Consider the following 22,285-nt stretch of genomic DNA (forward strand, 5'->3'; position numbering starts at 1 on the left):
ATTTATCGGACAACGATTTAACTTTCGCTTTTGGTGATGCTATTGTTATAACCAACAAAAGATCGCGAAAGTGAAGGGGCAGTTCAGTGGGCAGAGCCAGTAAATTCCAACATCGTTTGCGGTGTATTTCAACGTTGATGCTAACTGTCAGCGCATCGGCCATTTCGGCGCAGTCCCTGTCATTTGGACCGTCGATGAATATGTTTGGAACCTCTGGCTTGATTGATATGCCATCGGCAGAGAGCCAGCCAGATGCTGAATTTTCCACCACAATTTCCAGTTTTGCAGGATCTGTTCGCGGTACCTTCACATTTCAGGTGACGCCACGATTATCGGGCACCTTTCGATACACCAAAATTGATAACTGGGTGTTTGATAACGAAACATATGATCGTAGCTTTGATTTCCAATATCGCTTGCTTGATGAAACTGAATTTCGCCCTGCTCTCGCCATTGGTTTGCGCGATTTTATGGGAACAGGAATTTATTCTGGTCAGTATATCGTCGCCACAAAAAACATCACGCCCAAGCTAAAGGTCACAGGCGGTGTTGGTTGGGGGCGCTTTTCCAATAGCGATGACATCCAAGTTTATCGCGAAGGAAACTTGGGCGGGAAACCATCCATCGACGATTGGTTTAGCGGACCCGCTGGTTTTTTTGGCGGTGTTGAGTGGCAAACTCCTGTAAAGGGGCTGCGTGCGAAGGTTGAATATTCGTCTGACAAATATGCGATTGAAAACACGCTTGATCGCGACGAAAATTTTCCAAATCGTCGATCTGAAATTACCTTTGATCGCAAATCGCCACTCAATTTTGGTTTGGAATATTCGCGCAATAGCTCCTACAGCGTTGGCCTGTATTACATGTACGGATCCGAAGTTGGCTTGCGATTTACCACATCACTTAACCCCAAAACGGGTGGTCGTGGCATTCGTGATTCCGCACCACTTCCAATAACACCGCGTGCGCGACCTGTGGATCGATCTACAGATTGGCAAAGCGTTGACAATATCAATGCCAAGGGGCGCAAACAGTTAAACACTTTGCTAAACAAAGAGGGTTTGGTTGTAGAGTCACTGGCGCTCAGCGCAAATCGTGCAGAATTGCGCGTACGTAATGAACGCTATATTACAACCGCACAGGCGTATGGCCGTGCGGCACGCGCCATGGCATTTGTCATGCCAGATTCCGTTGATACGTTTGTTATCACACCTGTTGAACAAGGCTTGCCTGTGGCCTCAATGACGATCAATCGCGATCAGTTGGAAAAATTTGAAAACGATCCAAATGGTATTGTCAAAAGCGCGCGCGCATTTGATTTAAGCGATGCGCGAAAGCTGCCGTCAATTGGTGAGTTGGATCCCGAACTATACCCAGATTTTACTTGGTCGCTTGCACCATATGTTTCGATCAAGGTTTTTGATTCTGACGACCCATTTGCAATTACTGGTGGTTTGCGTCTGCGAGGCGATTTGGACATATCACCGGGGTTTTCTATCAGCGGGTCTATTTCCAAAAAGCTCATTAAAAACGATTTTGAACCTTCTCCAAGTGAAAGCAATCTGCCCGCCGTGCGTACGGATATCGGCCAATACAATCGTCAGGGTGATCCATCTTTGGATCGTTTAACGGCGGATTATTTGTTCAAACTATCCCCAGCGGTTTATGGCCGTGTTTCGGCCGGTTATTTGGAAAAAATGTACGGCGGCGTCTCGGCAGAGGTTTTGTATAAACCTGTTGAACAAAACTGGGGGCTGGGCGCCGAAATCAATTATGTCAAACAGCGTGATTTTGATATGCGCTTGGGTTTTCGCGATTATTCGGTCGTGACTGGGCATGTCTCTGGCTATTTGGACATGAATAACGGATTTGCGTTGCAATTGGATGCGGGGCGCTATTTGGCGGGTGATGTTGGCGCAACATTCTCAATTGATCGCACCTTTGACAATGGCTGGAAAGTCGGTGCCTATGCGACCCTGACAGATGTTCCAGCAGAAGATTTTGGCGAAGGCAGTTTTGACAAAGGTGTGCGTATGGAAATTCCGCTTTCATGGGCGATTGGTACATCAAGCAAGAAAACTGTGAACAACACGCTGACATCATTAACGCGTGATGGTGGTGCGCGGCTTAATGTGGAGAACCGATTATATCCGATTGTGAAAGACTATCACACAAATGCAGTATCAGGTTCTTGGGGAAGGTTTTGGCGATGAAATTAATCGGCCTATCAATTGGGGTTGCCATTGTATTAAGCCTTGGCGCATGTAGCAGCGAAAATAACGTGGCTGGTGGCGGATTGATGAGCGACACCGCGAAACAAATGATTGCCGAGCGTAAGGCGAAACGATCAGGCGTCAAACCAAAACCGCTTAGCCGTGCAAGCATTGCAAATGTAAAACAAAGTATTGCTCAGATTTCGGTGCCCAAAGCGGGTGTGAAATCTTTGTTTACGATGGTATCGCAAAATGGCTCCAATCGAACATTTTTGAACAAAGGTGGGAAAACCTTTACCATCAGAAACAATAAACTGGTTGCGACCCGTGGGTTGGAATATGATCTCATGGCAATGGGAACGTCTGGTCAAAAAATGCGGACCTATCGTTATCTCACTCCTGAAAATCATCTGGCAGAAATTCAATTTAGCTGTGAATTTGAAGGGCAAACCAGCGACACGATTACGATTGTAGAGAAAAACTATACGCTCACACGTGTTGAAGAATTCTGCAAAAGCCCAACACACGCGTTTAAAAACCGCTATTGGATCAGCCAAGCATCTGGAAAAGTTTGGAAATCTCAACAATGGATCAGCCCACAAATGGGGCATGCAATCATAGAGATATTAAATAACTAACCAAAGAAAAGATGTTTCTGCATCTTGCCTCTTTTTTTGGGCTGCAACATACCCTATCTTTAACCCACGGGAGGTGGCAGAGTTCGATTATCTGTTGCTGAAATTAATAACCTGCTTTGAAAACAAGGAGCAATTTCATGGGCAAAAGAGACGATTTGATCGCGGTATACGCAGACGATTTGAAAAATAAATGTGGCATGTCACCAGATATGGATCTGTTGACAAAAGTAACCATCGGTTGTGGGCCAGCAATTTACAACAAAGATGCATCCACTGTTGCGGCTACTCAAGAAGCCGAACTTGAAACAGTGAAAAACAATTTTTTGATCAAAAAATTGGGTTTGGCTGACAGTCCTGCATTGATGGATGCGATCAATCAAGCCATGGATACATATGGCCGTTCAGAACGTTCAAAATACCGCGCAGTTGTCTATTACATGCTGACAAAACATTTTGGCAAAGAATCTGTTTACGGTTGATTTGACCAAAAATATCAGTTTCGAAAAGGGGTGCATGTGCGCCCCTTTTATTTTTGAAGTGATGGTTAAGAAGCTGAATTATCTTAATTTATTCACAAACAAAATTTGCAATGTTAAAACAATCATATCTATATCCCATCATGCAAAATTGGTGAGCACCCGTTTTGGGCTGTGGGGTAAGGGAGGTTCCGCTATGGAGCTTCCCTTTTCTTTGGCATTGAATATTCTTTCAAATGGATGTTCGGTGCAGCGTCAAATTTAGGCAGGTCAAATGCGGTTTTTGCGATGGTTGAATGGGGTGGTGATATCACTTTGCCTGTTGTGGGGCGGGGTGATTGCCGGCTTGATTTATCTGCCCAATTCCCCACTGCCAGATGAATGGAACCCGGTTAGCCCATTTGACCCGATGGCCAAACATACGCGGTTTACAGATTATAAATTGCGCCGCGCGCTAAAAAACCCCGCACAATGTAGCACTTTGTTGGCGCAATTGGATGTAAATTTTCGCAATATGAATGATCGCATTGATGAACAAAATTGCCACATTAAAAACCGTGTTGAATTGCGCGAAGTTGGACAATCATCAATCGCGCCAATGGAAACAAAATGTGAAATTGCGTTGCGATTGGCGTTGTGGGAACGCCATGCGCTACAATCCGCCGCTTTTGAACATTTGGGGCAATCGGTGGCGCGTGTAGAACATTTTTCCAGTTATTCATGCCGCCCTATACGCACAACAAATGGTCAGCGCCGCCGCATGAGCGAACACGCCAGCGCGAATGCGGTGGATATCGCAGGGTTTGTTTTGGCGGATGGTCAGAAAGTTTCTGTTTTATCTGATTGGGATGATCAATCGAACAAAGCGATATTTTTACGCTCCATTCGTGATGGCGCTTGTGATTGGTTTAATGTGACCCTGAGCCCAGATTATAATGCCCTTCACAAAGATCATTTTCATTTTGATCAAGGACGCTGGAACAGTTGTCGTTAAAACAGCCCCAGAATTAATCCCATGATAGCGCTGCCAAATGTGATGTAACCTGTATCAATTGCGATTAATTTTCTGGAACGCATTCCGAATGAATAACAGGTTGCCAGCCATGGTGATGCCATAAACAACCCAATGCCAAGCCCGCTTATCAATCCTTTGCCACCCGTGTCGATGCCGCTGCTAGCGAAAATATGGCGCATCATGCCAGCAACCAAAATGGCGCTGATAAACGCGATGATATAGGGCGCTGGCCCCGCACCGGCCTTAACCTGTTCTTCGCTAACACCGGCGGCGGCCATCCACGGTTTGGCAAGGCTCATGTACCAGATCGCTCCGAACCCAAAACTAGCGATAGCGGCGATTATAACGGCGATGAATTGCATGATATCCTCCCTAAATGTGAAAATTATGCAGTGAGAAAAGCGAAAAATCTAGGGCTTTGTAATTTTGCGCGTTATCTAAAATTCTGATTTTAGCGGACGAGACATCAATGATGTCAACGCAGTTGGTACATCCAATTGCCCGTCTAAAATATCTGCAACGGTTTGTGCGATGGGCATTTCGACGTTGAATTGTTGCGCTAGTTTTAAACAAGCCTTTGCCGTTGCAACACCTTCGTATGTTTTACCCGTGGAAAACGCTCCGGTGCGCCCCAGCGTATGACCAAACGAAAAATTGCGCGATTGTTTGGACGTACAGGTTAAAACCAAATCCCCAAATCCAGATAGCCCAGAAAGCGTTTCAATTTTCGCCCCCATGGCAAGCCCCAACCGCGAGGTTTCTGCAAATCCACGTGTCATCAAGGCGGCCTGTGCGCTCTGGCCAAGGCCGCTGCCCGCGACAATTCCACATGCAATTGCCAACACGTTTTTCAAAGCACCACCCAGTTGTGCACCACGCATATCGTTGGATAAATATAATCGCAAACTTGGGGTGGATAACATTTCTTGCAATCGTTCACCAAGCACGGGATTATCGCTGGCGATGGTGAGCGCGGTTGGTTTTCCACCCGCGATTTCTTGTGCAAATCCAGGCCCTGTGATCACTGCAATATCGTGATCTGGTAAAAACGCGTTGCCGATTTCGGTTTGTAATTTTCCGCTTTCAGATTCAATGCCCTTGGCGCAAAAAATGATCGGACAGGGTATTTTTGTAAAATCTAATTGTGCCAATAAACCGCGTAAATGTTGGGCTGGTACAACCATCAAAATGGCATCCATATCCAGTAGGCGCGAAAAATCCGATGTGGGTAATAAACCGTTTGGCAGTGGTAAATCTGGCAGGTAATCCGAATTCACACCCAACTGGGCCATTGCATTCATTTTGGCCTGATCGCGCCCCCACAAGGTGACGTGATTGCCCCCGTTGGCAAACACGCATGCCAATGCTGTGCCAAATGCGCCTGCACCGATCACACCGATATTATTCATGCCTTTGCCCCCTTTTTGCCCGATCCCAGCATTGGTGCGGCTGATTGATCTAACGGCCAGCGGGGACGTGCGGCAAGGGTCATGTCATCGCTATATCCAGCATTGAATCTTTCCAATCCTGCCCATGCGATCATCGCGGCATTATCGGTGCAATATTTCATCGGTGGTGCGAGAAAATCGAACCCTGCATCTTTTGCGACTTGTTCCAGTTTGCCGCGAATAACTCCATTTGCGGCAACACCGCCGGCAACGGCAATTGTTGGTGAATGGGCTTTGGACAAATCCAAAAATGCCAAACAGGCACGTCGTGTTTTTTCCGCCAATGTATCAGCAGCCGCCATTTGAAAACTGGCACAAAGATCGGATCGATCTTGTTTGCTGATCCCACCTTTTTCCGAAACGATTTGATCGCGTGCTCGGCGCAATGCGGTTTTTAAACCCGAAAAAGACATGTCGCAGCCCGCGCGATCCAACAATGGGCGTGGAAATTTGAATCTGGCGGGATCACCTGCAAGTGCGGCCTTTTCCACCAACGGCCCACCGGGATAACCAAGCGCCAATAGCTTGGCCGTTTTGTCGAATGCTTCGCCAGGTGCATCATCAATTGTGCCACCCAAGCGCGTGAATTTTTCGACACTTTGCACTGCCAAAAATTGGCAATGTCCGCCGCTGACCAATAGCATTAAATATGGGTATGCGATGCCATCTGTCATGCGTGGTGTTAATGCGTGCCCAGCCAAGTGGTTCACCCCGATCAGGGGTTTGTTTAACCCCGCTGCCAATCCCTTGGCGCACATGACGCCGCTGATGACTCCACCGATTAACCCCGGCCCTGCCGTCACCGCGATTGCGTCAATTTCTGATAGCGAAATTTGGGCATCGGCAATTGCCTTTTCAACGCATAAATCCAAACGTTCCACATGTGCACGCGCGGCGATTTCGGGAACCACACCACCAAATGCGGCATGCAGGTCTTCTTGGCCAGAAACAACAGATGATAAAATAACGCCCTTGCCATTGCTTTGTTGCAATATCGCAGCGGCTGTATCGTCACAGCTGCTTTCGATTCCAAGGATGGTGGTGTTCTGTTCCATTGCCAATTGGCCCATTGCATGTTCATATTCCATAACGGGGTATCACCCCAGAACGATCCATTCAACGTAAAGCAACCATGAAGTCACCAAAACCAGTTTTGATCATGACGCGCCCGATGGGACAGGCACGCGATTTCATAGATGCGTTACGCGAAATTTGTGATGATGTAGCGGTGGAATATGCACCACTTGTGGAAATTGCGTTTTTACCAGTTACTCTCCCGCCGCCCGAGAATCGCATTTTTTCGTTCACATCAGCCAACGGTGTTGACGCTTATCTGCGTGCACATCGTGTTTCTGGCAATCACGCATATTGCGTGAATGACGCAACTGCAACGCGCGCACGTGCTGCTGGTTTTTTTGTCACCCAAGGATCGGGTGATGGCGCGGCGATGGCGGAAATGATTACGGATGGGCCTGTTTGTTATGTTCATGGCGAACAAATATCGTTTGATTTATGCGCAAATCTAGAGCGCCGTGGAATTGCCTGTGATGCATATGCTTCCTATCGTCAAATTCCGGTGGATTTTTTAAGCGGTGTTCGCAATATTATACATTCTGAACAATGCGTTATTCCTGTTTTTTCAACCAATGGCGCGAACATATTGCGTGCGCAATTACAGCAAATCAAACCGCGAAATTTGATTTTACCATGCATCAGCGATCAGGTCGCAGCGCTATTATCTGATATGCCCAATTGCTATGTTCAAATTGCCAAATCACCCAATCGCGCAGGCATGTTATCATTGGTGTCAGGCGCATATACCGCAGGTAAATGACGTAATCTCTGCTTGTCGACTCATAGAATTCACTGCAAACCTTTTATAGGGGGTAAAAGCGCCCTATATTAAATGAACAGACGATCAAGGGGATATCGAGCGTGGCGAATAAAGATTCCAAAACAACCGACACAACTACGGATGAAACTTCCGTAGATTCATCTGTTGAAGATACCCTAACTGTTGAAGATGACGTTATTGAAACGCCGTCAGACGAAATGGAAGCTGAATTCGAAGACGATCATATCGATGACGGCGAAGAATTGGCGCATGGCTCGTCCCTGTCATCTATGGTGCTGACAGGGTTGGTATTGTTGACGATTGGTGGCGGTATCGCGCTTTGGGGTGGTCCAAAAATTGCGCCACATTTGCCCGCTGGCCTGTCACCTGTTGCTGAATTTTTGGCACCCGGACAATCAGGAGCAGCGCAACAGATCGCCGATCTGCGCGATGAGTTGAATTTAAAATTTGACGATCTTGCCAATGCAGATGACACACAAGCAACGATTGATGCGGCGTTTGCACAATATGACGCCAAAAATTCGGCAACGATCCAGGAATTTGCCGACAAACTTGCCGCGGCGGACAGTGCGAATATTGAATCGCGACTGTCATCGATTGAAACCCGCATGGAAGGTGTCGCAGCACAGCTTACATCATTGACCGATCAATTGGCGGATGTTGATCTGAACAGTGGAACCGTTGATGACGCCACCGCCGCCAAAATCGCAAGCTATGCCGCCACGATCGAAGGGTTGAAAGCAGAGCTTAACGATGTGTCATCCAAGCAAGGATCGTTAAGCCAGAAAATTGACGAGGTATCCGTAAGCTCTGAGCGAAAGGTACAAGAAGCGGAAACCAAAATTGCCGCTGTGACCGAAACAGCAAATGCGCGTGTGGCCAATGCAGAGGTTAAGAAAGCGATTAGCGATCTTTCAACCGCGCTTGAATCAGGGGCAAGTTTTGAAAGCGTTTTGACGCATCTGGGAAATAATGGCGTGGAAATACCAGCCACACTTTCTGATAGTGCACAATCTGGCGTCATGCCAATGGCAGAGCTGAAATCAAGTTTTTCACCAGCGGCACATGCGGCACTCAAGGCATCAATTGCATCAGAGCAAGCGGATAGTGTGGGCGGAAAAATCTCATCGTTTTTCAAATCCCAAGTCACCGTGCGTTCATTAAAACCAAAAGCGGGCGATGATACCGACGCGATCTTATCACGCGTACAAGGTGCGCTGGATGAAAATAATTTGTCAGGCGCATTGGCCGAGCTATCCGCGCTGAATGATGGTGCAAAATCTGCTATGTCTGAATGGACAGGGAATGCAACGGCGCGTGCGGATGCGCAAACTGCGTTGCAATCCATTGCTGCCTCATTTGATCGTTAATCGAAAAGGAATTTTTTATGCTTTGGTCTCTTATTAAAATCGTCCTTTTCGTTGTTGTCATCGCGGCAATTACATTTGGTGCAGGTCAAATTATTGACACGGGCGGATCTGTGAATATCCAATTTGGTGATCAAGAAATTAGCATTTCACCGATGCAGGCTGTTTTGGCGATTGTGTTGTTTATCGCGGCATTATGGGTCACTGAATTTTTGGTGGGTTTGGCAATTTCGATCTTCAAATTTTTCAATGGCGACGAAACTGCGATCACACGATATTTTGGTCGAAACAAAGAAAAACGCGGGTTTGATGCCCTGACCGATGGCATGGTTGCAATGGCCGCTGGCGAAGGACGCACAGCCATTAAACAAATTGCCACCGCAGAACGGTATTTGGATAAACCAGAGCTTACAAATTTAATCAGCGCCCAAGCCGCCGAATTGAACGGCGATACGGATCGCGCGATGAAATATTATAAACAATTGTTGGATAATGATCGCACGCGCTTTGTTGGTGTGCATGGGATTATGAAACAAAAATTGGCAGATGGCGATACGGATACCGCGTTAAAATTGGCAGAAAAAGCATTTGCGCTGCGCCCTAATCACGGGGCGACATTGCAAACATTGTTTGATTTGCAAACGGAAAAATCCGAATGGCAAGGTGCGCAAAAAACGATCGAGGCCAAGGTGCGGACAAACAACCTGCCCAAAGATGTTGGTAAACGCCGCGAGGCTGTTGTTGCCCTTGCCGATGCGCGTCAAATGCTGGACGCTGGTGATATCGAGGCGGGTAAAGATGCAGCGCTTAATGCGAACAAGCTTTCGCCCGCATTGGTGCCTGCGGCCGTATTGGCATCGGAAATGCACATGCTTAACAACAACAATCGTGCGGCAACGGCGGTGTTGAAAAAGGCGTGGGGCGCAAACCCACATCCCGATCTTGCGGCTGCATTGGCAGAGGTTGAACCAAACGAAACACCAACTGCGCGATTGAAACGTTTCGCGGTGTTAACCAAACAGCATCCTGAAAATAGCGAAACAAAACTGCTCAAGGCAGAGCTCGCCCTTGCAGACGAAGATTTCCCCGCCGCACGTCGCGCAGCGCGTGAACTGGCACAGTCAGAACCAACCACACGTTCGCTGACAATCATGGCCGCGATTGAAAAAGGCGAAGGAGCATCCGAACAAGTTGTTCGCGGTTGGCTGAACAAGGCGCTTGATGCACCACGTGGGCCACAGTGGGTATGTGGAAACTGTTCCAACATCCACGCCGCATGGACACCGCGCTGCGAAAATTGTGCTGGGTTTGACACTTTGGAATGGAAGGTTCCCCCAACCAGCGCTGACTTGCAAAGCAGCACGGCGATGCTCGGCTTTACCGCGGGTATGTTAACGGGCGAGGCTGAAAAACAGCCAGATACAGACGTACCAGATGCAGAGATTATCACTCCTGATGAATCTGCCCAGCCGCATTAATGTTTTGCCAAAGCGCGATAATCGCTTTGGCAATCATCAAATCCATATGCGCACCACCCCCGTTTTTGAAAAGGGTGATTTCATCATCTGAATTGCGTGCAAATTTACCCATGGGAATATCGTAATAATCGGCGATGATGTCATTCGCGGTGATTACGCCTTGGGAAATTGGAATTTTCAACTCGCCAATATGATCAATCGTTGTGTCGCGAGAATCCACAAAAATGCGGGCGCGAGTTAGGGCGGCATCATCAACTTCGCGCATATCGCCGCGATAGGCGCCGATCAGATCAATATGCTGTCCAGCTTGCAGCCAATCCCCAGAAACAACAGGTTCCGTCGCCATCGTGGCACAGCTTATGATATCCGCATCTATTGCGGCCGATTCCAAATCCGTAATGGGCGTTGTATTTGTTTTCGCCGCCAATTTTTGCGCAGATTTTTCGGTGCGGCTCCAAACGGAAATATGATCAAGATCGAAAAACGATTGATAGGCGCTGATAAGATTTTCTGCGACCGTTCCGGCACCCACAACCAACAAACGTTTGCTTTTAGGCCGCGCCAACAGGCTTGCCCCTAACATGCTGTCGGCGACGGTTTTCCATTTGGTGACAAGTTTGAAATCTACAACCGCTTGCAATGCGCCGGAGTCATCATCAAACACCAACATACCACCATCCACAGATGGATCAGATTTGGGAAATACGGTTGCGGCCTTAACTGCAACGCCTAATCCATCGACCCATGCGCTACGATTCAAAAGCGTGTCAGAATCACGGCGAATAAACACATCCTGCAACTGTGCCTTGGGCAAATCGTGACCTGCACGAATGGCCTCTGCCATGGCTTTCCACGACAGGTGTTTGTCCATTTCATCGAATGATATCAATGGAATATGTGTCATCGTTAAACTGTTGCCTCGGCCTTGGTTAACAGCCCGTGTTCAACCAAACAATCCGCCCAGCCCTGCGGTGATGTGAAAAGATGCGTATTCCATCCGCGTGATGATGCCATTTCGATATTGTCCGCGCGATCATCTGTGAACAACAGATTTTCGGGTGGGTGCCCACATCGTTCTTCGACCATTTCATAGATTAACGCATCTGGCTTAATTACGCCCATATGACCCGATACATATCGTTGGTCAAATTCGCCTAAAATATCGTACACTGTTTCAGCGTAATCAAAGCTTTGAATGCCAAAATTTGTCAATGCAAACACAGGGATATCCTTTGACCTTAACGTGCGAAGCAAGCTGATGGATTGGGGGATAACGGGTGCTGCCATTTCAATCCAACGGTCATGCCACATGCGAATTTCATCGCGCCATTTTGGGTTTTTATCGGCGAAATCATAAATGGTTTCCTTAAAGGGTGCGCCACGATCAATGCTATCGTTCATGCCATGCAGATCGACTTCGGCGAACATTTCTTTGCGGCGATCAGATCCAATCACTGCATCATAGAGCCGTTCTGGCTGCCACTCGATCAGAACATTTCCGATATCAAATATTACGGCCGTAATCATGGGGTTGCCTCCTTTTGGGCGGCGCGAATTTCGCGCTCTAGGCTGTTGAGAAAATTGGAACGATCGGTCTTGGAAAACGGTTTTCCACCGCCGCGATGAAATGGATCTGCGGCGCGTACATCTGCCATTAAATCACGTGTTGCCAATTGGTTACCGATGTTTGCTGATGTAAACATATCACCATTATGACGAATGGTTCGCGCACCACTGGCCACTGTTTTTGCCGCTAATGGAATATCACCTGTGATCACCACATCGCCCAATTTTGCGCGATCTGCAATCCACATATCGGCAATATCGGGACCATCGGGAACGATAATATTTTCCACCAACGGATGTGGGTTGGGGCGCAAACCGCCGTTTGATACGATGAACACTTTGCATTTGTGTCGTTCCGCCACGCGCACGACCTCGTCTTTCACGGGGCAAGCATCCGCATCGACATAAACACTGGTCATGATTTCATTTCGGGTTTCGGCATACGTTGCCAGGCGTCAAAACCAGCGGCTTTGTAGGCCTCTGCCAAGGTGGGATAGTTAAATGTGTTTTCGATGAAATAATCCACCGTCCCTGAATGGTTCATCACCGCCTGGCCAATATGAATTAGCTCTGTCGCGCCTTCGCCCATGATTTGCACACCTAAAATGCGCCGTGTTTTCAAACTGACCAGCATTTTTAACACGCCATGTTCAATCCCCATGATGTTGCCCCGCGATGTTTCGCGAAACTTGCCGATACCAACCTCATATGGAATGCCACGTTCCTGAAGTTCCTCTTCGGACATGCCGCAGGTTGAAATTTCGGGCACCGAATAAATGCCATAGGGAAACCAAGGCGATTCAGGCAAGGTTTTTTCGCCAAACGCATGACAGGATGCAATCCGTCCCTGCGAAAGCGATGTTGATGCAAGGCTTGGAAAGCCGATCACATCACCAGTGGCGTAAATATGGGGTTGTTTGGTTTGATAGGTTTTTTCGGCGACCTCGATGCGGCCACGATGGTCTGTTTCCAATTCACATGCAGCCAAATTCAAGCTTTGCGTGGCACCCATACGCCCCGCGGCAAACAACAGCATTTCCGCACAGGCACGGCGGCCATTATCGGTTTGAACCACAATTTGATCGCCTTCATCGACCACGGATGTGACCTTGCACCCCAGACGAAGGTCAAGCCCCATATCCCTGATTTCATGAGAAAAATCTTGGATAAGGGTGGAGTCGATGAAATCCAGAAAAGTCTTTCGCGGCTCGATCAAAGTTACTTTAACGTCCAAGGCCTGCATCATGGTGGCGTATTCCACACCAATCACGCCTGCACCGATAACAATCATGCTCCGTGGAAGGCGTTTCAGCTCGATTACATCGTCGCTGTCTAAAACGGTGCTGCCGTTGAATGGGATATAATCGGGGCGAAATGGTACCGTGCCAGTGGCGATTAAAAACCGATCTGCAGTGAATGTAATGCGTTCTTCATCTTCGCCGATAACTTCGATTGATGATTTGGATGTAAAATGGGCCTCGCCATGCATGATGTCCACGTGATTGCGGGCGAACATATTTTCAAGGTTATCAACCTCATAGTTCAATGTCTTAACCAATCTTTGGCGCAGATCATCCGCTTTGATTACATCCTTGGCGCGGTGTGCACGGCCATAAAAGCTACGCTCGCGGTAACCCGATAGATTCATGATCGTTTCACGAAGCGTCTTTGATGGGATCGTACCCGAATGTACGGAAACACCCCCGACTTTGCGTCCGCGCTCCACAACCAACACTTTGCGTTTTAATTTTCCCGCTTGCATTGCAGCGGCGCGCCCCGATGGCCCGCTGCCAATAATAATCAAGTCATAATGAGACATGCTTTGTTCCCGTGTTTCAAAATCAGGATATTTGCACGGGTTTTTTCGTGCAAGGTTTATTCACCCAATTTGCGATACATTATTAATGCATCAACCATACCGTTTTGTGGGTGGTTAAATGCATCGGGAATGCGCCCGATGGTGTCAAATCCGTTACGTTGCCAAATCGCAATGGCACGTGTGTTTGCCGCAACCACGAAATTAAATTGCATGGCCTTAAAGCCCATCGTTGTGGCGGTTGTAAGCGCGTGATCCAACATTGTGCGCGCCACGCCTTTGCCTTGTGCTGTTTTACCGGTGGCAAAACCACAATTGCAAATGTGATCACCATTACCGCCTTGATTTGGGCAGATGTAATAAGTGCCGAAAACGGTATCGTCGTCATGGCAAATAAATGCGCGATGATTGCCATCCATCCAATATGCCAGCGCGTTGTCGCGGCTGATATCCGGATCGATGGCATATGTATCGCCTGCACGAAACACAGGTTTCAAGATTGCCCAAATTGCATCTTGATCAGTGTTCGTGGCAGGCGAGATTTGGATCATGTTTCGAACTTAAAACTCAACAACCGCGCGGATCGATTTACCTTGGTGCATCAATTCGAAACCTTCGTTGATTTCATCAAGCGAGAGTTTATGGGTGATCATCGGGTCGATTTCGATTTTCCCATCCATGTACCAATCAACAATTTTTGGAACATCTGTGCGCCCAGATGCGCCACCAAATGCGGTGCCGCGCCAAACACGCCCGGTTACCAATTGGAATGGACGCGTGGAAATTTCTGCACCCGCAGGGGCCACGCCGATGATCACGCTTTCGCCCCAACCTTTGTGCGCGGATTCCAATGCGGTGCGCATCACATTCACATTGCCTGTAGCATCAAATGTGTAATCCGCGCCACCACCCGTGACGTTAACCAGATGTTCGACCAGATCCCCATCAACATCATTGGGGTTTACAAAATCAGTCATGCCAAATTTGGTTGCCATTTCCACCTTGGAATCATTCAAATCAACACCAACGATTTGATCGGCCCCAGCAAGGCGCAAGCCTTGAACCACATTCAAACCAATGCCGCCCAAACCAAACACAATCGCGGTTGATCCAATTTCAACCTTGGCCGTATTGATCACCGCGCCAATACCCGTTGTGACACCACAACCGATATAACAGATTTTATCAAATGGCGCGTCTTTGCGCACCTTGGCCAATGCGATTTCAGGCATCACCGTGTGATTGGCAAATGTGGAACAGCCCATATAATGCAGGATCGGCGTGCCATCCATCATCGAAAATCGCGTGGTACCATCGGGCATAACGCCTGCACCTTGGGTAGCACGAATTTTTTGACACAGATTTGTTTTTGGGTTCAAACAATATTCGCATTCGCGACATTCAGGTGTGTAAAGCGGGATCACGTGATCGCCAACTTCTAGCGAAGTGACGCCTTCGCCAACCTCGATCACAATGCCGGCACCTTCGTGGCCTAGGATGGCGGGGAATGCGCCCTCTGGATCGTCTCCCGAACGGGTGAATTCATCTGTGTGGCACAGGCCTGTGGCCTTAACCTCGATTAACACTTCGCCTGCTTTGGGGCCTTCTAGGTTTACATCCATAACGACAAGTGGTTTGCCTGCTTCCAAGGCGACGGCGGCGCGTGTTATCATGTTTCATCTCCAAGCTGATTTTCAGCCAGAGTGTAGGCAATTTTGCCCCGTAAGGAAAAGAGATTTATGTTTGGTACAAAAACTTTGTTTATCTGTGGTGCAATGCTTGGCGTTGTGGCTTGCGAAACGCAAATGCCAGTAGAAGTAATCGATACGCCCAAGGAATGCGCGGCGGCGTCTTATCAACATTTATTGTGGCAGCCCCAATCGTTTTTAGATGGCGTAACGCTGCCCAAAAATACGCGCGTCATTGGGCCAGATATGGCGGTGACAATGGATTACCGCAGCGATCGTATGAATATCACCATCGGAAAATTAGGTCGCATTGAACGTATTTATTGCGGCTAATTTTCTGCGCGTTTAGAAATTCGCAATTCTTGGCCATGACAATGGTCATATGAAAAAAATTGCTGCTCTTTTGATGATTCTTGCGCCCCACGCGGTGAATGCCACACCTAAATCAAGTAGCGTGTTTTCTGGCGCTGTGGTCTTTCCAAACTCTGCTTTGCCTGCGGATGATGACAATCTCAACGCGGAAACCACATTAACGCATAGTGTGAATTACGGCCCCGTTTTGGTCCCAGGTGAATTCATTTTATATAGCGCGCTTTTTGGTGCGCGCGATTCCCAAGATAATGGTTTTGCATCCAAACAACGACTGAGCATTGGTGCAAAACTGCGCTATGAATTGTTCGCTGGATCAAAGATCGCGTTTGGTGCGCGATACGATATGGACAATCGCGACCTTTCGCAGACACGGCACAAACGTTGGATTGCAACAGTGGATTTTGATCTTTGGAAACGGTTGAAACCGGCCAAGGATGGCGATCAAATTGTGTTGAGCGGGTGGGCCAATCTGCGCAATTCTGCGGGGCGTGATGGTCCGCGGGCGGATAATTGGGTAGGACAAGGGCGATTTGAACTGGCGCGTGAAATCACGCAACTTCGCCGTATCAACCCAGCGCCAAAAATGGGTGTATTTCTGGGCGCTGGATTTGTCAGCGATCATGACGGGCTGGATTACAATAACAAACTCAAACTTGATGCAGGCCTGCGGTTGAAATGGCCGATCTATGAGCGGGGGAATTTGAATTTAAACCTGCGCTACACCGCTGATCGGCGTTACATTTCGGATGAAACACATCACGGCCCATCGATTAGCATGTCTTGGTATGTGCCGTTTAATTTTTGATACGATATTGGCTGTGACAGGCTTTGCAGGTTTCGCCAATTGCCCCCATTGCGGATTTCAATTCATCTGCATTTTGCGCATTCGCGGCGATCTGGGCTGCGGATTCTAATGCGGCTGCAAGCTTGTTAAATGCATCCATTTCTTCCCAGATTTCCGCTTTGGCCTCTGTGGGCATCGATAAATCCTTTTCTGCGAAAACGGCGGGTATTTCGTTTGCATGATGCATGATATCAGTGGCCGCAGCATTCACAGCAGAAAAATCAAATGCATCATTGGTGCCAGCCTGTTTTCCCAATAATTTCATTGCGGCCTGAATGGATTTCATTCCTTCCATGCGTTCCAAAACCGCCCCCGTTGCATTGCCATGCGCAAAGGCAGATGCGCCAAACGCAAGAGCCGTGAAAAATACATAAATTGGTTTCATGAAGCCCCCCTAAGAATTAGCGATACGTGCCACCAAGTTTTTCAATCTGCGCATTCGAACATTTATTGTTTCGAAAACAGGACTTTAGAATGCTTTGCTCTTGTGAGGTTGGTGATGCTTTGTAATTTCCACCACAGGGCCCCATGTTTAACACATATCCAGATTTGGTTTTCTGAAAAAATGCGATGGCGTCTTGTTTGCCGGAAGGAAAACCACCACACCAGATCGACAAACATTGAACCTCTACACGCACAGGCAGCGTTTTTGGTTCACCCCATCCGCTTTTGCCCATGAAACGGCCGCTAAAACTTGCCTGAACGGAATAGGATTCATGTTTTGCAACACCGTCTTTGCCCTTGTTTGGGTCGATGATTTTTTGCGTTGGGGTTATCTTGCCAAATCCCAATACATATATGTCGTCACTTTGGGCAAATTCGTTAAATGAACGTGCAATATTTGGGCGCATACAAGACAGCGCATGGGCGGATTGGGCAAACATAATGCTCGCACATGTCAGTAACATAAACTGTTTCATATCAAATCCTCTCGCCTATTCAGGTAATAACGATTGAACGGATTTCAAACTGGGGCTAGGCCAACTGTGATTGAAATTCGCGTAATACCTGTTCATAGGTCGCGCGTTTGAACGGCACGATACTGTCCAACAATTGATCGGCAGGCATCCAACACCATTGCGAAAATTCAGGGTGTTCAGTTTGAATATTCACCAGATCATCATCGCCCAAAAACCGCATTAAAAACCATTGCTGTTTTTGGCCGCGATATTTGCCCTTCCATAATTTTGGAACCAAGGCATGTGGTAAATCATAGGGAATCCAATCGTCCGTCTGTGCGATGATTTCAACCGCATTGGCGGGGATTCCTGTTTCTTCTTCCAATTCACGAAGTGCGGCATTGCGCGGATCTTCGTTTTTTTCCACACCACCTTGTGGCATCTGCCATGCGGCGGTGGGGTTATCCAAACGTTGGCCTGCGAAAATTCCGCCATGTCGATTGCACAACATTATCCCCACGCAAGGACGATATGGCAGCGCGTAAATTTCTTCTTCGGTCATGTGAATACCTTGGGGTAAAATGTGTGGGGGCGGCTATGCCCCCACGGATTAGTTACCGTTTTTCAAGACGGACAAACCTTTTAGAACATCCAATGCATAGGCCAGTTGATAATCCTGATCGCGCAGCTTGGCCGTTTCGATTTGCGCGTTGCGCTCTTCTTCCAATTGTTTGCGCTCATCGTCGGTCAGGCTGTCATTTTCCAGCGACCCACGCAGGTCTGCCTCAAATCGTTGTGCTTGTGAATCTTCTTCCAGCACATCATCCAGCGGTGGGCGTTGTTCAACCAAAATATCGGGTGCAACACCCAACGATTGGATGGATCGCCCAGATGGCGTGTAATACCGCGCCGTTGTCAAACGGATTGCGCCATCGCCTTGAAGTGGCATGATGGTTTGAACCGAACCTTTACCAAAACTGGTGGTGCCAATCACGATTGCGCGGTGATGATCTTGCAATGCACCGGCCACAATTTCAGATGCAGATGCAGAACCGCCGTTGATCAAAACCACGATGGGTTTATCTTGCGCCAAATCGCCTTCGGTTGCGTTGAACCGTTCGCTATCATTGCTGTCGCGCCCACGTGTTGAAACGATTTCACCTTTGTTTAAAAACGCGTCTGAAACCAAGATCGCTTGTTTCAATAACCCACCAGGGTTATTGCGCAAATCCACGACGAACCCGTTTACATTGCCAATTCCGCCCAACTCGCTCACTTGATTTGTCAGGCTATCTTCTAGGTTTTCATATGTTTGATCGGTGAATGATGACACGCGCAAAATGACGGTTTCACCTTCGGTGCGTGCGCGCACGGCTTTGATTTTGATAATGTCGCGAACAATTGACACATCAAATGGTTCTTCTACACCTTCGCGTGCGATGGTGATGACAATTTCTGATCCAACTGGCCCGCGCATTTTTTCAACGGATTCATCCAGCGATAAACCCATCGTGCTGTCGCCATCGACCTTGGTGATAAAATCGCCCGCTTCGATGCCGGCATTTGCAGCTGGTGTATCGTCAATCGGTGAAACAACTTTGATAAAGCCGTTTTCTTGTGTCACCTCGATGCCAAGGCCTCCAAATTCGCCGCGCGTTTGTACCTGCATGGAATCAAAATCGCTTGGCGGCATATAGCTACTGTGCGGGTCAAGGGATGTAAGCATTCCATTGATCGCGCTTTCGATCAATTTGCCCTCATCAACCTCTTCAACATATGCCGAACGGATACGCTCAAAGATATCTCCGAACAAATCCAATTGTTCATAGGTCGATTTCACCTTTGCCGTTTCTTGTGCAATCAACGGGCCGGTAAATTGCGATGTCATTACAACCCCCGCAAGCGTGCCACCCAAAGCTGCCATAAACAATTTGTTCATCAGATATCCTAATTCTGTTCCAATCCGAACCAATCCAAAGGATTCGTCGGGTTTCCGTTTTCTCGTACTTCTATATAGAGCGTTTCTTGCCCCAGAGTACCACTCCCTTGTGATGCGTCGACCAGAAAATCGCCAAGTTTCGCTTCTTTTCCACCCAAAAGCCCCACAGGATCGCCTTTTTCAACCACTTCGCCAACCGCGCCATACGCTTGGCTCATGCCTGCCAATACAATAAGATAACCTGCATCGGGTTCAAGAATAATAACATTTGCGTAATCAAGGAATGGCCCAGCGTATCGAATTGTTGCTGAAACAGGTGCAGAAACCAATGCCAGACTGGATGTTGCCAGCAATATTCCAGGTCGCTTTAACCCGGCCGCATCTGTCTCGTTAAATTTACGCAACAAGGTCCCTGTGGTCGGAAACGCCAATTTTCCGCGCAATTCTTCGAATGGAATCGGCTGTTCATCCAATTCATCAAATGGAATTTGCGTTAACGCATCTGCGAAAAAATCCAATGTCGCGCTATTGTCAGCCAAAATTTGAATGCGAATGGGGTCTTCGCTAAATCGTTTTGGTAATTCTTCGCGCTGACTGATTGCTTGGGAAAGTTTCACGCGCGCCTCTTGCACCCCTGCAAGGCTCAGCTGTAAATCTTCTTCTGCGATTTGTTGCATGGAACGAATTTCTTCCAATTCGGCCAGTTGCACACGTAAGTTTTCTGCCTCTTGTTGTAATCCTGGTGTCACCTCTGACACCATCATGCCAGATCGTGCTGTCCCAACCGCGCCTTCGGGATGGATTAATAATAGCGGCGTTGTCGCCCGTTCCAACGTTAACAGCACACCCAAAAGCTGGCTAATCTGATCACGCCGATTTTCAAATTCTAACTTGATCACGCGTTCACGAATGGCGGCATTGCGCAATCCATCACGCATGGCCAATAATCCTGCTTCGAATGCACGAATGGTTTGCGTAAGTGCCGCAATGCGATCATCAGCGGATTCCGCCGCGATCAGCTTGGCACTTGCATCGCGCAACGATTGCGATGCATCGCGTGCCATTTTGGTTGAACTCGCCGCGCCATATGCGCCTGATGCCAAACACATCGCGGCAATCACTCCGATCATGGGGCGCACAGGTTTCATTGAATAATCAAACTTTCGCCTGTCATCTCTGCGGGTTGTTCCAAACCCATCAATACCAACAGGCTGGGTGCAAGATCCGCCAATCGCCCGCCATTGCGCAACATCGCCCCTTTGGGGCCACCCACCAATGCCACGGGCACGGGGTTGGTTGTATGTGCGGTGTGCGGTCCACCCGTTTTGGGATCAATCATGGTTTCACAATTGCCATGATCGGCGCATAAAATCATCGCACCACCCTGCGCATCCAGCGCCATCATCACGGCCGCCAACCCACGATCAACCGATTCACATGCGGCAATACCGGCATCTAAATCACCCGTATGTCCAACCATATCGGGATTGGCATAATTTACGACGATCAAATCATAACCGCCCTGTGTGATAGCCTCGATCAAATGTTCGGTGACTTCGCCCGATGACATTTCAGGTTGCAAATCATATGTGGCCACTTTGGGGCTCGGCGCTAAATATCGATGCTCTTCCAGTGCGGGTGTCTCTACCCCACCGTTCAGGAAAAACGTCACATGCGGGTATTTCTCAGTCTCGGCAATGCGAAACTGTTTGCGCCCATGTTTTGAAACCCATTCGCCCAACGTGTTCTTAATATCCTCATTTGGAAATACCGCATCCATATAAGCATTATGCGCATCTGAATATTCACCAAACCCGCTGATAATCTCAAGCGATGGCCGCGCTCCAGTATCAAACGCCTCAAAGGCTGGATCACCGATCGCCGCCATAATTTCACGCGCACGATCGGCGCGAAAATTCAAACACAAGATACCATCGCCATCACGCATCCCCGCATAATCGCCCAACACGGTTGGCGGGATAAATTCATCCGTCACGCCATTGGCGTAGGCCGCTTCAATCACCGCACGCGCATTATCCCCGCGTGTGCCATCCCCATGCACCATCACGCCAAAGGCCTGCGCCACACGCTCCCAGCGATTATCACGATCCATCGCGAAATACCGCCCAGATATGCTCGCGATTTCAACCCTATCGCCAAGCTCACGCTCCAAATGTTCCAAATATCCAATCGCCGACTTTGGCGCCACATCGCGCCCGTCGCCAAACAGGTGCAACTTTACGTCTAAACCCGCCGCAACCGCGGCCTTGGTCGTTGCGATCATATGATCCACATGGCTATGCACGCCACCATCGGATAGCACGCCACATAAATGCGCAACACCGCCGCTGTTCTTGACCGCCTCAATAAACCGCGTGATCCCGGGCAGGCTGTCAAACTCCCCCCGCTCAATCGCGCCTTCAATCTTGCGCAGATCCATTTCCACAACACGCCCAGCGCCAATGTTCATATGGCCCACTTCGGAATTGCCCATCTGCCCTTTGGGCAAACCAACATCCGTGCCATAAGTGATCAATGTCGATGATGGGTAATCGGCCATGATCCGATCAAACGTTGGGGTTTTCGCCAGCGCCACGGCATTGCCAGTGGTTACATCGCTCAATCCCCAGCCATCGAGGATACACAGAATAACAGGTTTGGGGGTCGTCAT

General features: G+C 48.4%; 24 protein-coding genes. 9 read left to right on the plus strand and 15 right to left on the minus strand.

Annotated elements, in window-relative coordinates; genetic code table 11:
- Positions 1–86: 86 nt before the first annotated feature.
- The 4 genes from BFP76_RS01920 to BFP76_RS01940 all read left to right on the plus strand — a co-directional run bounded on the left by BFP76_RS01920 (position 87) and on the right by BFP76_RS01940 (position 4,321).
- Complete coding sequence (locus BFP76_RS01920; RefSeq protein ID WP_133117373.1) at positions 87–2,213, plus strand: YjbH domain-containing protein; 2,127 nt, start codon at positions 87–89, stop codon at positions 2,211–2,213.
- Complete coding sequence (locus tag BFP76_RS01925) at positions 2,210–2,851, plus strand: YjbF family lipoprotein (protein WP_099591476.1); 642 nt, start codon at positions 2,210–2,212, stop codon at positions 2,849–2,851. Before BFP76_RS01920 ends, BFP76_RS01925 begins: the two co-directional genes overlap by 4 nt.
- A gap of 137 nt (positions 2,852–2,988) precedes the next feature.
- Positions 2,989–3,330, plus strand: coding sequence for a DUF2853 family protein (locus BFP76_RS01930; RefSeq protein ID WP_099591477.1), 342 nt, complete (start codon positions 2,989–2,991; stop codon positions 3,328–3,330).
- A gap of 271 nt (positions 3,331–3,601) precedes the next feature.
- Positions 3,602–4,321 (plus strand): extensin-like domain-containing protein, encoded by a 720-nt coding sequence (locus BFP76_RS01940; RefSeq protein ID WP_099591479.1) that lies wholly within the window; start codon positions 3,602–3,604, stop codon positions 4,319–4,321.
- Here BFP76_RS01940 and BFP76_RS01945 read toward each other — a convergent pair.
- The 3 genes from BFP76_RS01945 to tsaD all read right to left on the minus strand — a co-directional run bounded on the left by BFP76_RS01945 (position 4,318) and on the right by tsaD (position 6,845).
- A complete protein-coding gene (locus tag BFP76_RS01945; RefSeq protein WP_099591480.1) occupies positions 4,318–4,704 on the minus strand; it encodes a DUF1761 domain-containing protein in 387 nt (128 codons plus the stop codon). The two genes, BFP76_RS01940 and BFP76_RS01945, sit on opposite strands and share 4 nt — an antisense overlap.
- 75 nt (positions 4,705–4,779) lie before the next feature.
- Complete coding sequence (locus BFP76_RS01950) at positions 4,780–5,751, minus strand: NAD(P)H-dependent glycerol-3-phosphate dehydrogenase (RefSeq protein ID WP_099591481.1); 972 nt, start codon at positions 5,749–5,751, stop codon at positions 4,780–4,782.
- The gene (gene tsaD / locus BFP76_RS01955; RefSeq protein WP_099591533.1) at positions 5,748–6,845 is read right to left on the minus strand and encodes a tRNA (adenosine(37)-N6)-threonylcarbamoyltransferase complex transferase subunit TsaD; all 1,098 of its coding nucleotides are present in this window, start codon (positions 6,843–6,845) and stop codon (positions 5,748–5,750) included. Before tsaD ends, BFP76_RS01950 begins: the two co-directional genes overlap by 4 nt.
- Positions 6,846–6,922: 77 nt before the next feature.
- Between tsaD and BFP76_RS01960 the strand changes: the two genes are divergently transcribed.
- The 3 genes from BFP76_RS01960 (at position 6,923) to BFP76_RS01970 (ending at position 10,490) form a co-directional block, all read left to right on the plus strand.
- A complete protein-coding gene (locus BFP76_RS01960; protein ID WP_099591482.1) occupies positions 6,923–7,624 on the plus strand; it encodes a uroporphyrinogen-III synthase in 702 nt (233 codons plus the stop codon).
- A 101-nt stretch (positions 7,625–7,725) separates the two neighbouring features.
- Positions 7,726–9,015, plus strand: coding sequence for a COG4223 family protein (locus BFP76_RS01965; RefSeq protein ID WP_099591483.1), 1,290 nt, complete (start codon positions 7,726–7,728; stop codon positions 9,013–9,015).
- A 17-nt stretch (positions 9,016–9,032) separates the two neighbouring features.
- Complete coding sequence (locus tag BFP76_RS01970; protein WP_099591484.1) at positions 9,033–10,490, plus strand: heme biosynthesis protein HemY; 1,458 nt, start codon at positions 9,033–9,035, stop codon at positions 10,488–10,490.
- On the opposite strand, the gene BFP76_RS01975 is transcribed toward BFP76_RS01970, so the two are convergent.
- From BFP76_RS01975 to BFP76_RS02000, 6 genes are read right to left on the minus strand one after another with little or no spacing between them, the layout of a single operon-like run.
- A complete protein-coding gene (locus BFP76_RS01975) occupies positions 10,459–11,394 on the minus strand; it encodes an ornithine cyclodeaminase family protein (RefSeq protein ID WP_099591485.1) in 936 nt (311 codons plus the stop codon). The genes BFP76_RS01970 and BFP76_RS01975 overlap by 32 nt on opposite strands.
- A 2-nt stretch (positions 11,395–11,396) precedes the next feature.
- Positions 11,397–12,017 (minus strand): HAD family hydrolase, encoded by a 621-nt coding sequence (locus BFP76_RS01980; RefSeq protein WP_099591486.1) that lies wholly within the window; start codon positions 12,015–12,017, stop codon positions 11,397–11,399.
- Positions 12,014–12,475 (minus strand): YaiI/YqxD family protein, encoded by a 462-nt coding sequence (locus tag BFP76_RS01985; RefSeq protein ID WP_099591487.1) that lies wholly within the window; start codon positions 12,473–12,475, stop codon positions 12,014–12,016. Before BFP76_RS01985 ends, BFP76_RS01980 begins: the two co-directional genes overlap by 4 nt.
- On the minus strand, positions 12,472–13,875 hold the full coding sequence (gene sthA / locus BFP76_RS01990) for a Si-specific NAD(P)(+) transhydrogenase (RefSeq protein WP_099591488.1): 1,404 nt from the start codon (positions 13,873–13,875) through the stop codon (positions 12,472–12,474). The genes BFP76_RS01985 and sthA overlap by 4 nt, the downstream gene beginning before the upstream one ends.
- A 56-nt stretch (positions 13,876–13,931) precedes the next feature.
- Positions 13,932–14,423, minus strand: a complete 492-nt coding sequence (locus BFP76_RS01995) for a GNAT family N-acetyltransferase (RefSeq protein WP_099591489.1) — start codon at positions 14,421–14,423, stop codon at positions 13,932–13,934.
- Positions 14,424–14,432: 9 nt separating this feature from the next.
- A complete protein-coding gene (locus BFP76_RS02000) occupies positions 14,433–15,545 on the minus strand; it encodes an S-(hydroxymethyl)glutathione dehydrogenase/class III alcohol dehydrogenase (RefSeq protein ID WP_099591490.1) in 1,113 nt (370 codons plus the stop codon).
- Positions 15,546–15,611: 66 nt separating this feature from the next.
- Between BFP76_RS02000 and BFP76_RS02005 the strand changes: the two genes are divergently transcribed.
- Positions 15,612–15,893 (plus strand): I78 family peptidase inhibitor, encoded by a 282-nt coding sequence (locus tag BFP76_RS02005; protein ID WP_099591491.1) that lies wholly within the window; start codon positions 15,612–15,614, stop codon positions 15,891–15,893.
- 49 nt (positions 15,894–15,942) lie between these two features.
- Positions 15,943–16,737 carry a hypothetical protein gene (locus BFP76_RS02010; RefSeq protein WP_099591492.1) on the plus strand — a complete coding sequence of 265 codons (795 nt, stop codon included), beginning with the start codon at positions 15,943–15,945 and terminating at the stop codon, positions 16,735–16,737.
- Here BFP76_RS02010 and BFP76_RS02015 read toward each other — a convergent pair.
- The 6 genes from BFP76_RS02015 to gpmI are packed head-to-tail and all read right to left on the minus strand — an operon-like array spanning position 16,727 to position 22,285.
- Positions 16,727–17,161, minus strand: coding sequence for a c-type cytochrome (locus BFP76_RS02015; RefSeq protein WP_099591493.1), 435 nt, complete (start codon positions 17,159–17,161; stop codon positions 16,727–16,729). The two genes, BFP76_RS02010 and BFP76_RS02015, sit on opposite strands and share 11 nt — an antisense overlap.
- A gap of 16 nt (positions 17,162–17,177) precedes the next feature.
- Positions 17,178–17,696, minus strand: coding sequence for a hypothetical protein (locus BFP76_RS02020; RefSeq protein ID WP_099591494.1), 519 nt, complete (start codon positions 17,694–17,696; stop codon positions 17,178–17,180).
- Between the two features lie 55 nt (positions 17,697–17,751).
- Positions 17,752–18,237 carry an RNA pyrophosphohydrolase gene (locus BFP76_RS02025; RefSeq protein WP_099591495.1) on the minus strand — a complete coding sequence of 162 codons (486 nt, stop codon included), beginning with the start codon at positions 18,235–18,237 and terminating at the stop codon, positions 17,752–17,754.
- Between the two features lie 48 nt (positions 18,238–18,285).
- Positions 18,286–19,614: a S41 family peptidase gene (locus tag BFP76_RS02030; RefSeq protein WP_099591496.1), complete on the minus strand. Its 1,329-nt coding sequence runs from the start codon at positions 19,612–19,614 to the stop codon at positions 18,286–18,288.
- 8 nt (positions 19,615–19,622) lie between these two features.
- Complete coding sequence (locus tag BFP76_RS02035; RefSeq protein WP_240513958.1) at positions 19,623–20,762, minus strand: murein hydrolase activator EnvC family protein; 1,140 nt, start codon at positions 20,760–20,762, stop codon at positions 19,623–19,625.
- Positions 20,759–22,285, minus strand: a complete 1,527-nt coding sequence (gpmI, locus tag BFP76_RS02040; protein ID WP_099591497.1) for a 2,3-bisphosphoglycerate-independent phosphoglycerate mutase — start codon at positions 22,283–22,285, stop codon at positions 20,759–20,761. The genes BFP76_RS02035 and gpmI overlap by 4 nt, the downstream gene beginning before the upstream one ends.

This window comes from Paramylibacter kogurei (assembly GCF_002742285.1).
Taxonomy (GTDB): domain Bacteria; phylum Pseudomonadota; class Alphaproteobacteria; order Rhodobacterales; family Rhodobacteraceae; genus Amylibacter; species Amylibacter kogurei.